Source organism: Rhizobacter sp. P2_H2, assembly GCF_056403375.1.
This window is the reverse complement of the sequence record NZ_JBFUFP010000095.1, coordinates 1-10,528: the sequence shown is the minus strand read 5'-3', so window position 1 is coordinate 10,528 and position 10,528 is coordinate 1. Positions and strand designations below refer to the sequence as shown.

Annotated in this window: 11 protein-coding genes; 8 read left to right on the top strand and 3 right to left on the bottom strand. The window is 70.3% G+C overall.

Annotated features, from left to right (window positions below; translation table 11 throughout):
• A partial coding sequence (locus AC1D15_RS08535) for a response regulator (protein WP_477825642.1) occupies positions 1-403 on the top strand: 403 nt, incomplete at its 5' end.
• A 24-nt stretch (positions 404-427) separates the two neighbouring features.
• On the opposite strand, the gene AC1D15_RS08530 is transcribed toward AC1D15_RS08535, so the two are convergent.
• Complete coding sequence (locus AC1D15_RS08530) at positions 428-838, bottom strand: hypothetical protein (RefSeq protein ID WP_477825641.1); 411 nt, start codon at positions 836-838, stop codon at positions 428-430.
• A 75-nt stretch (positions 839-913) separates the two neighbouring features.
• Positions 914-1,597 carry a TetR/AcrR family transcriptional regulator gene (locus AC1D15_RS08525; protein ID WP_477825640.1) on the bottom strand — a complete coding sequence of 228 codons (684 nt, stop codon included), beginning with the start codon at positions 1,595-1,597 and terminating at the stop codon, positions 914-916.
• 114 nt (positions 1,598-1,711) lie between these two features.
• Here AC1D15_RS08525 and AC1D15_RS08520 point away from each other — a divergent pair, with 114 nt between their 5' ends.
• Genes AC1D15_RS08520 through AC1D15_RS08490 form a run of 7 tightly spaced genes read left to right on the top strand, consistent with a single transcriptional unit; the run spans position 1,712 to position 8,675 of the window.
• Positions 1,712-2,143 (top strand): DUF2147 domain-containing protein, encoded by a 432-nt coding sequence (locus AC1D15_RS08520; RefSeq protein ID WP_477825639.1) that lies wholly within the window; start codon positions 1,712-1,714, stop codon positions 2,141-2,143.
• Between the two features lie 37 nt (positions 2,144-2,180).
• Entirely contained in the window at positions 2,181-3,071 is an 891-nt protein-coding gene (locus AC1D15_RS08515; protein WP_052212477.1) for a TorF family putative porin, read from the top strand.
• Position 3,072: 1 nt separating this feature from the next.
• The gene (locus tag AC1D15_RS08510) at positions 3,073-4,662 is read left to right on the top strand and encodes a xylulokinase (protein WP_477825638.1); all 1,590 of its coding nucleotides are present in this window, start codon (positions 3,073-3,075) and stop codon (positions 4,660-4,662) included.
• Positions 4,659-5,351 carry a class II aldolase/adducin family protein gene (locus tag AC1D15_RS08505; RefSeq protein ID WP_477825637.1) on the top strand — a complete coding sequence of 231 codons (693 nt, stop codon included), beginning with the start codon at positions 4,659-4,661 and terminating at the stop codon, positions 5,349-5,351. Before AC1D15_RS08510 ends, AC1D15_RS08505 begins: the two co-directional genes overlap by 4 nt.
• Positions 5,348-6,832: an aspartate aminotransferase family protein gene (locus AC1D15_RS08500; protein ID WP_477825636.1), complete on the top strand. Its 1,485-nt coding sequence runs from the start codon at positions 5,348-5,350 to the stop codon at positions 6,830-6,832. The genes AC1D15_RS08505 and AC1D15_RS08500 overlap by 4 nt, the downstream gene beginning before the upstream one ends.
• Positions 6,829-7,470 carry a hypothetical protein gene (locus AC1D15_RS08495; RefSeq protein WP_477825635.1) on the top strand — a complete coding sequence of 214 codons (642 nt, stop codon included), beginning with the start codon at positions 6,829-6,831 and terminating at the stop codon, positions 7,468-7,470. Before AC1D15_RS08500 ends, AC1D15_RS08495 begins: the two co-directional genes overlap by 4 nt.
• Positions 7,471-7,493: 23 nt before the next feature.
• A complete protein-coding gene (locus AC1D15_RS08490; protein WP_477825634.1) occupies positions 7,494-8,675 on the top strand; it encodes an MFS transporter in 1,182 nt (393 codons plus the stop codon).
• On the opposite strand, the gene AC1D15_RS08485 is transcribed toward AC1D15_RS08490, so the two are convergent.
• The coding region (locus AC1D15_RS08485; RefSeq protein ID WP_477825633.1) for a chitinase N-terminal domain-containing protein at positions 8,629-10,528 on the bottom strand (1,900 nt) is incomplete at its 5' end. The two genes, AC1D15_RS08490 and AC1D15_RS08485, sit on opposite strands and share 47 nt — an antisense overlap.

Genomic DNA, 10,528 nt, shown 5'->3' with positions numbered 1-10,528 from the left:
GCTCTACATCGAGGACGAACCGGTCAACCAGCTGCTCGTGGCGCAGTTGCTGACGCGCTGCGAGGGCATTCAACTGCTGCAGGCGGTGAACGGCCGCGACGGGCTGGCGCTGGCGCGCAGCCGGCAGCCCGACCTGATCCTGCTGGACATGCAGTTGCCGGACCTGTCCGGCTTGGAGTTGCTGTCCGCCCTGCGCGACGATCCGGCCACGGCGGCATTGCGGGTGGTGGCGGTGTCGGCCAACACGACGCCGGCGGACGTGGCCACGGCACTGGAGCTGGGCGCGCTCGACTACTGGACCAAGCCACTGGCGCTGGACGCGTTTCGTGCCGGCCTGGCCAGCCTGCTGCCGGAGCGCGCCGGGTCGAGCGGCGACGCGCGGCAGAGTGCCCGCGCTTCATAGGGCGCCGCAGGGCGCGCATGCGGGTCAGCCGAGCAACGAGGATCTCTGCGGCGCCCGCACTTCGTAGGGCAGCGGTCGGGTGTGCAGCGAGTGGACGTGCAGTGCCAGCAACTCCTCCTTGATGAGCGCCGGGAACCCGCGGCGGTCCTCGCGCAGGCTGAATTCCTTCTCCTCGAAGTAGAGGTCGAGCGCCGGCGTGGTCGGCCAGAGCCTGCACAAGGCGTTGGCGATGCGCGGGAAGTCGTCGGGCAGGTGCACGGGCCGCACGCCGTGGGGCAACGCATCCAGCCAGTGCACGGTGGCGCTGGTCAGCTGCTGGTCCTCGATGGACGGGCTGCGGCGCGCCCAGGCGTGGCTTGAGCTGTCGGCGTCAGTGCGCGCCCGTTGCGGTTCGTCGTCGTTGTTCATCAGGCCCCCCTTGTCGCGTGCAGTCACGCGCGAGCCGAGTCAACCGTAGCCGATCGGTGGGGGCGCGTCGGTGTCCTTGCGCACAGAGCCGCGCTCGGGGGTTCAGCGCCTGCGTCGGCGCGTGGTCGTTGCGCTGGGCAACTCCAGCGGCTTCACCCGTTCCAGATGACTCGCGATCATCCCCGCCACCGTGCGAGCCACCGCCGTCGCATCGAGCGGCTCATCGAACAGCATCTCCACCGTCGCATACACCAGCTCCACCACGATCCGGCTCACGAGCTGCAGCTGCGCCGCATCCGCCCCCGGCAACGCACTCGCCAGCATCTGCGCCTGCTCGCGCGTCACCGCGCCGTGTGACGCGAGCCGCACCTCCTGCAGCGCCGGCACGGCGCGCAGCGCCCGCATGATCCACACGCCGCCCTGCGTCTTCGCGGTGGCATCGTAGGTCGCGAGGATCAGCCCCTCGATCGCCCGCTCCACATCCTCCGCCGTCCCACCCAGCACCTCCGGCGAAATCCAGTCCCCGATGCGCTCGTTCTGCGCCTGCATCAGCCGCTGCCCCAGCTCGCTCAGCAGCGCGTACTTGTTCGGGAAGTAGCGGTACAGCGCCGGCGGCGTCAGCCCGGCGCGCTCGCACACCAGGTTGGTCGACAGCCGCTCGATCCCCACATCTGCCAGCGTCTGCGCCGTCACCTCCAGGATGCGCTCGTAGGTGTCGGTCGCGCGCTGCTGCGCCGGCTGCTTCTTGGTCGCAAGCGCGGGCTGGTTCTTCCGGGGTGTCGGCATCGTGGTAGGGCAGGTGGCTCAGGGATTGTCCGGTGATCGGCGGTCAAACAGGGTGGTGACAAAACGATAGTCATGACTATAAACTAGCGATGACTACTGACTAAGGGCGGCGACATGAAGTGGATGTCTTGCGTTGAGTGGGTCTCGGGCGTGATGTTGAGTTCGCTGGTGCTGTCTGCCATGGCCGCCGGCCCCGACGACGCGAAGGGCCTGTGGCTGACCGCTGAAAAAGATGCCGTGATCGAGTTCAAGCCCTGTGCCGATCGCCCGTCCGCGCTGTGCGGCCGCATCGTCTGGGACAAGGACGCCGGCACGCCCGCCGACACCTGCGGCGTGCTGATCGCCCAGCTCGAGCGCTACGACAACGACGCCTGGCGCGACGGCTGGGTCTACGACCCGCGCGACAAGAAGAAATACAAGGGCGCCCTGCGCGTCAAGTCGGGCGACCTCCACATCCGCGCCTTCGTCGGCGTCGAGGTGCTCGGCCAGACCGAGCAGCTCAAGCGCGTGGCGGCACTGCCCGACACGCCGGTCTGCAAACCCTGATCCGTTCCCCCTGATTCACCCACCCCTGGAGACGCCCATGCAACCGACCTTGTTCAGCCGGCCGCCGGTGCCCATCGGCCTGATGCTGCTCGCGATCACCGTGCCGGCCTTCTCGGCCGAACCCGAGACGGCCCGCTACGCCGTCGACACCGAGGTGCGCGTCACCTCAGACCAGCGCACGCGCGGTGTCTCGGATTCGCTCAACAAACCGGGCATCAAGCTCAGCGTGCAGGCCGCGCACGAGAGCGGGCTGATCGGGCTGGTCGAGTTCTCGTCGGTCAGCAAGAAGCAGTTCCTCGACGGCGACGGGTTCGGCATCACGCTCGGCGCGGGCTATCGCTTCGGCGATCCGGAAGGCTGGCACTTCGGCATCGGCCTCGCCGCCGAGCTGTTCCCGGGCGCCAAATTCGATGCGCCGCACGGTTTCGATTTCGTCAACTTCGTGCCGACGGATTTCCGCAGCACCAACTACAACTCGCAGTTCGCGGTGCTCGAGGCCGGTTGGGGCGCGATCGAGGGCCGCGTGCTGAACGTGATCTCCAAGACCTACCGCGGCGCCGACACCGGCGGCGTGTGCGGCACGATGCTGTCGCTGATGCCCGACCCGACCGCCGGCCTCGAGTGCTACGCCCGCGGCGACAACAACTCGCGCGGCAGCTGGCTCTACGACCTCGACTACAAGCACCACCTCGACCCGGCCACCACGCTGAACCTGCACGCCGGCTACCAGAAGATCGAGAACTTCAAGGAAGCGAACTTCTCCGACTACCGCGTCGGCATCACGCACAAGCGCTGGGGCTTCGAGTGGAGCGCCGACTGGGTCACCACGCACACCCGCGTGCGCGAGCTCTACCTCGCGCAGGACGGCGACGAGCTGAAGGCCACCGACAACAACAAGTTCTTCGTCACTGTTTCCCGCAAGTTCTGAGATGTCCATTGACGAACGGCTGGTGCTCGCGGTCGACCTCGGCACCTCCGGCTGCAAGTGCGCGCTGGTGGCGATCGACGGCACCGTGCAGGCCTGGGCCTTCCGCGCCGTGCCGCTGCATGTGCACGGCGCCGCGGCCGAGCAGGATCCACACGACTGGTGGGCTGCCTTCATCGGCGCGGCCGGCGAGCTGCTGGCCGATGAACGCCTGCGCCGCCGCGTCGTCGCGGTGTGCTGCTCGGCACAGACCGAGGGCACCGTCTGCGTCGACAGCGCCGGCCAGCCGATCGGCCGCGCGATGACCTGGCTCGATGCACGCGGTGCCGACGCGATCACGCGCCGCGCCCGCGGCCGCGCGCTGAACATCGAAGGCTACGGCCCGCTGAAGCTGTGGCGCTGGCTGCGGCTCACCGGCGGCGCGCCGTCGCTGTCGGGCCGCGATTCGGCCGGCCACATCGCGTGGCTGCACGACCACGAGCCCGAGCGCTGCGCCCGCACGCACAAGTTCCTGAACGTGCCCGACTACCTGAACCTGCGCCTGACCGGCCGCTTCTGCGCGACGCAGGATTCGGCGCTGACAAGCTGGGTCACCGACAACCGCGATTCGCGCCACGTGCGCTACGACGCCGGCCTGATCCGCCTGCTGGGCGTCGATGCCGACAAGCTGCCCGAGATCGTGCGCTCGACCGAGGTGCTGGGCCCGCTGCTGCCGGGCGTCGCGCTGACGCTCGGGCTCGACCCGAAGACGGTCGTCGTCGGCGGCGCGATCGACACCTCGGCCGTCGCGGTCGGTGCCGCCGTCGGCGACTACGAGACCCACCTCTACCTCGGCACCTCGTCGTGGCTGGGCGCACACGTGCCGGCGATGAAGACCGACGTGCGCCACAAGATCGCCGCGGTGCCCTGCGCGGTCGACGGGCGCTACCTCGCGATGGCGCTGCAGTCGACCGCGGGCGCCAACCTGTCGTTCCTGCGCGACCGCATCCTGTACCACCCGGACGAACTCGCCGGCGACGAGGAGCACCCCGCCGCCTACGAGCTGCTGAACCGCATCGCCGCGCGCGTGCCGCCGGGCGCGCGCGGGCTGATCTACACGCCGTGGCTGCACGGCGAGCGCACGCCGGTCGACGACCCGCGGCTGCGCGCCGGGTTGCTGAACCTGTCGCTGGAGCATTCGCGCGAGGACATCTTCCGCGCCTTCCTCGAAGGCGTGGCGCTGAACACGCGCTGGATGCTGGAGCCGTTCGCGCGCCTGCTGGGCCGTGACGTCGGCACGGTCACCGCGGTCGGCGGCGGTGCACAGTCGGACGTGTGGTGCCAGATCCTGGCCGACGTCACCGGCCAGCCGATCCGCCAGCTCGAGAACGCGATCCAGGCGAACGCGATCGGCGCCGCGAGCATCGCGTGGGTCGGCATCGGCGCGCTGCAGTTCGCCGACCTGGCCGCGCTGCGCCGCACGCGTCGCACCTACGAGCCGGCGAGTGCGCTGCGCCGCTTGTACGGCGACAAGTTCGAGGCCTTCAAGGAGGTGCACAAGCGCCTCGCGCCGCTCTACCACCGCCTGAACGCGCCGCAGGAGGCTGCCGCATGAATGACTCTGCGACCGCTCGCCAGACCGTCGTCGACCTGTGCGTCGAGCTGTCGCTGCGCGGCTTCCTGGCCGGCACCGGCGGCAACATTGCGCTGCGTGTCGATGCCGAACGCATCGCGGTGACACCCTCGGCCACCGACTACCTGACGATGGCGGCCGCCGACGTCTGCGTGCTGCGCCTGGCCGACCTCGCGCCGCTCGAGGGAACGAAGCCGCCCTCCGTCGAGACCGGGCTGCATGCGCGCGTGCTGCGGGCGCGGCCCGACGTGCAGTGCAGCATCCACACGCACCAGCCGATCGCCAGCGCCTGCGCCTTGCTCGGGCAGGCGCTCGACGTACCGGACGGGCCCTGGCGGCAATCGCTGGGCCGCTCGGTGCCGGTCGTCGGCTATGCCCCGTCGGGCACCGCGTGGCTCGCCGCGCTGCTGGCGCGCAGGCTGCGCGCCGACACCCACGCCTACCTGATGCTGAACCACGGCGTGCTGTGCTGCGGCCCGAGCACCGAGGCCGCCGTGCAGGCCGTCGAAGACCTGGAGACGCTGGCCTGCATGCACCTGCGGCAGCGCATCGCTGCGCGCGCGCAGGCCGAGCCGTCGCAGCGCGAGGTCTTCGCGCGGCTCGATGCCGAGCTGGCCGATGCCATCCACCTTGCGACCCGAACTGCGACACGACACCGACCTGCACCATGAGCAACCTCGCCCCCATCCATTCGGCCGCTACGGCCGCTCCCACCAGCGCCATCTCGGCCTGGCCCGATGTCGATTCGCTGTACCGCCGCTTCGCCGAGCTCGTGAAGCAGCCGATGCGCCCGATCCGCCGCGATGCGATGGCCGGCGTGATGCGCCATTTCGACGAGCGCTGCGCCGGTTCGCGCCAGCTTGCCGAGCGGGCGCAGGCGGTGATCCCCGGTGGCGTGCAGCACAACCTGGCGTTCAACCACCCGTTCCCGATCGCCGCCGCCAAGGCCCAGGGCGCCCACCTGACCGATGTCGACGGCAACCGCTACATCGACTTCCTGCAGGCCGGCGGCCCGACGCTGCTCGGCTCCAACCACCCGGTGGTGCGCGAGGCCGTCAACCGCGTGCTCGACGACTGCGGGCCGGTGACCGGGCTGCTGCATGAGTACGAGGTGAAGCTCGCCGAGCTGGTGTGCCGGGCGATGCCGGGCGTCGAGATGMTGCGGCTGCTCGGCTCCGGCACCGAGGCGGTGATGKGCGCGGTGCGCCTCGCTCGCGCCTACACGCGCMGCAAGTGGGTCATCAAGATTGGCGGCGCGTACCACGGCTGGAGCGACCAGCTGGTCTACGGCATGCGGCTGCCCGGCACCGGGCGCATGGAGGCCGTCGGCATCCCGCGCGGCGCGACGGCGCACACGCAGGAGTGCCACCCGAACGACCTCGATGCGCTGCGCCGCAAGCTGCAGATCAACCGCCTGCGCGGCGGCACCGCGGCCGTGCTGCTGGAGCCGCTCGGCCCCGAGAGCGGCACCCGCCCGGTGCACCCCGACTACAACCGCCAGGTGCGCGCGCTGTGCGACGAGTTCGGCGCGCTGATGATCTTCGACGAGGTGGTCACCGGGTTCCGCATCGGCATGGGCGGCGCGCAGGCGTATTTCGGCGTCAAGCCCGACCTGACGGTGCTCGGCAAGTGCCTGGCCGGCGGCTACCCGATGGCCGGCGCGATCGGCGGCCGGCGCGACGTGATGATGCTGCTGGTCGGCGGCATCGGCACCACCGCGCGGCGTGCGTTCGTCGGCGGCACGCTGTCGGCGAACCCGCTGTCGTGCGTGGCCGGCTTCCATGCGCTGCAGGAGGCTGAGCGGGTCGATGCGGCCGGCGTCGCGGGCCGCGCCGGCGACCGGCTGCGGCGCGGGCTGGAGACGATCATCGCGGCGCGCGGCCTGCCGTACGTGGTCTACAACCTGGGCTCGATCGTGCACCTGCAGACCTCGGGCGTGCTGCTGATGGACACCAGCAGCCTCTACAAGCTGTACCGCGCGAAGGACGAGGCCAAGGCCCGCAAGCACATGATGGAAGAGATGGGCGCGGCCTACACCGCGCACGGGCTGATCACGCTGGCCGGCAGCCGCCTCTACACGAGCCTGGCCGACACCGACGAGGTGATCGACGACGCCTTGAACCGGTTCGACGACGTGTTCAAGCTGGTATGAGCACCGACGAGATCCTGCGCACCCAATGGCTGCAGCTGCGCGAACGGCTGCAGCGCAAGCACCTGCTGGGCGGAAGCAACGCAAGCTTGTCGCTGCGCGTGCCGGGCGCGGCGGCGATGTGGTTCGGCAGCGCGCTGGAGGCCGCACCGCAGCGACTGCCGCTGCATGAAGAAGACAAGCAAGGAGGGGAAGAGGGCGCCCATGCCGCGGTCTACCGCGCACGCCCTGACGTGGGGGCCATCGGATGGGGTGGCGGGTCGTTCGGCATCGCGCTCGCCGACTTCGGCGGCACGATGCCGCAGCTGTTCGACGAACAGGCCCGCCACCTCGGCCCGATGGCCCCGGCCACGCCGCCCAGCGTGCTGGCAAGCTCGCTGCAGCAGCACCGCGGCAACGTGCTGATGGTGCAGCGCCGCCCGCTGTGCCTGGGCAGCACCGCGACGCGCCTGGCGCTGAACGCCGAGCTGTTCGAGAAATGCGCGAAGGCGCATGTGCTCGCGGTGGCCACCGGCGGCCGCGTGCGCGCGCTGCCATGGTGGGTGCGGTGGATTGCCAACGGCCGCCTGCGAAAGGATGCATCGCGGGCCGAAGCGCGCTTCGCGCAAGGCCTGCTGCCCGAAGAGAGCAAGGGATACTGAAACACCCCACGAGGAGACCCCGCATGCCCGCGAACGACGCATCGCCGATGCCCCCCTTTCAGGTCGCCGCGGCGCTGGCCGTCGGCACCATCGCCGTGCTGATGATCGGCGTGCAGCCGATCCTGCTCGGCGAGCTGGTCGATGCGAAGCAGGTGAGCCTGGAGGGCGTCGGCATCGTCGCGATGGCCGAGATCATCATGCTGGGCCTCGGTGTCGCGCTCGGCGATGCGCTGTTGCCGGGCGCGCAGCTGCGGCGCATCACGCTGGTCGCCGCGCTGCTGGCCGCGTGCCTCGACCTGCTGACGATGCGCGCCTCGGGCGACGCCGCGATGACGGCCGTGCGTGCCGCCGCGGGCCTGGCGGAAGGCGTGCTGGTCTGGGGCACCACCGGCGTCATCGTGCGCAGCGCCAACCCGGCGCGCGTCGGCGGCATCTTCTTCGTCGTGCAGACGATCGCGCAGGCGGCGCTCGGCGCGCTGCTGGCGCATGCAGTGATCCCGCACGCCGGGTGGCAGGGCGGGTTCGCGGCGCTGGCCGTGCTGTCGCTGCTGCCGTGCGTGCTGGCCTTCCGCCAGCCGGCGCGGCTCGCGCCGCTGGTGGCGACTGCGGTCTCGGGCTTCCGCTGGTCGGTCGCCACGCTGCTGCCGCTGGCGGTGGCGTTTCTCCAATTGGCCACGCTGGGCTCGTTCTGGGCCTACCTCGAGCCGCTGGGCAAGGCGGCAGGCTTCGATGCGCGCGCCGCGCAGACGCTGATCGCCGGCGTGCTGGTGATGCAGGTCATCGGCGGCAGCCTCGCCACCTTCGCGGTCGGGAGGTTGCCGGCGCGGCCGACGCTGGTCGCCTGCTCGGGGGTGCTGGCCGCGGTGATGTTGGCGCTGCATGCGCTGCCGGTCGGGCGCTCGCTGGATTTCGCGCTCGGCTGCGCGGTGTTCGGCTTCGTGTGGATGTTCATGCTGCCGTTCCACATCGGCCTGGCCTTCGGCGCCGACGCCAGCGGCCGGCTGGCCGGGCTGGTGCCGGCCGCCCAGCTGCTGGGCAGCGCCTTCGGGCCGCTGATGGCATCGTTCATCGTCGAGGGCGACGAGGCCGGTGCCGTGCCCTGGCTCAGCGCAGCTTTCGCGGCGGCGGCTGCGGCGCTGTTGCTGGCACTTGTCGTGATCAGGGCAGCGGCACGACCGCGCCCTGCAGGTAGCGGTTCGCCTTGACGAGCCACCAGCGGTCATCGGTCAGCGGCTGGTTGCCGAGGCCGATGTTGTCGGTGGAGTCGCCGACGCCGGCGCCGAACATCAGCGACACCACGCCCGCCGCCTTGGCCTCGGGCAGGTGGCTGCCCCAGGTGATCTGCGCGCCGTTGGAGCTCACCTTCGGATCGCCGGCCGCGTTGGTCTTGTAGTAGCTCGCGGCGAACACGCTGGGCGTCGCGGTGAAGGTGTCGCCGAAGAAGTACGTCGGCGCGGTGTCCTCGTAGTGCTTGCTGGTCGCGTTGGTCAGCGTCGCGAACGGCGCGCCGGTGGCCGGGTTGGTGCCGACCGAGCCGTTCACGTGGCCGGCCGGCAGCTGCCACAGCACCACCGGCTTCTTCAGCGCGGCGTTCAGCGTCTGCACGTAGTACAGGTAGTTGTTCCAGTGGTCGGCGTTGAACTGCCACTTCGCGTTGCCGGCGGCGCCGCCGTCGTAGCCGTACTTGTCGAACGAGATGAAGCTCGCGCCGTAGCTCGTGATGCCGGCCGCGTTGTAGTAGTTCGCGACGCGTTGTGCGCTGGCGGCGATGTACGGCCGGCCGGCCGCCCAGCCCTTCTCGGCGGTGTCGGTGATGTGCATCAGCCCGTTGGTCGAGGCGCCGCTCTGCGCATCGCTCCAGATGTTGATCTGCCAGCCGTACCACGCGTTGCGGCTGCGCTTCTGCACGATGTAGTTGACCGCCTTGACGAGCCCCTCGAGCGTGTTCGGGAACTGCGGGTCGGCCGAGGTCAGCACGCCCGCGGCGTACGCCTGGTCCACGCGCGCCATGATCTGCGACGGCTGCAGGCCGGAGTTCTGCATCATGTAGCCGATGAAGTCCGGCTCGATCACGTAGCCCACCGGGTCGTCGCCGGCCTCGGTGTTGGCGATGTCGATGGTCTTGACCCAGTCCTTGAAATACGCGCCCATGTAGGTCGCGTCCTGGATGTGGGCGAGGTCGGTCGGGTAGCTCTCGCCGCCGTCGGCGATGTTGTAGAACACGAAGACCGGGATCATGCCGAGCTTCTTCGACTCGCGGATGAAGTTGGTGGCGCGGAAGCACGGCACCGTCGTCCAAGTGCACCAGCTGGTGTTGCCCGGCACCGAGGCGCCGCCGTTCAGGTAGATGTAGCGCAGGTCGGCGCGGGTGTTCAGGTCGCCGCTGCCGAAGTTCTGCCAGTTGGCCAGCGCGGTGCCGCCGTCGTCGGAGACCGAGCCGATCGACACGTGCGCCGGCAGGCCGGGCAGGCTGCCGTCGGGCTTCTTCACGCGCACGCCGACCCAGCGGCCGTTGCCGTTGGCGTCGAGGATGCGGATGCCGGCGCGGCCGGCGCCGAGCGCGTTGACGGTGAGCTTGCTGCCGCTGACCGACACCGTCGCGACCTTCGGGTTGTTGGAGGCGACCGTGAAGCTCGGGTAGGCGACGCCGGAGACGCTGAGGTCGAGCGTGACTGAGCCGGGAGCGAGCGTGCTTTGCAGCGACTGGCCGCCGACATCCCACTGCTTGATGCCGATCAGCGAGGCGTTGCCGACGGTGGTGGCCGACGCATCGCTGAGCGTGGCGCCGGCGGCGTTGATCAGCTTCAGCTGGTAGGTGTAGAGGCCGAGCTTCTTGCCGGTGATCTGGATCGTGGCCGTCTGGGCCGCGTTGCCCACGTCGGCCAGCGTGCCGGACTGGACCTTGACGCCGTCTTCATACAGCTCCCACGAGGTGCCGCTGGTGCCCCACCACTTGTTCCAGACGATCGCGAAGCTGCCGGCGTGGTCGTAGTTCTGGATCTGCAGCGTGGGCTTGGCGGGCGCGCCGACGGGGGCCGGGGCGGGCGCGGGCGCGGGT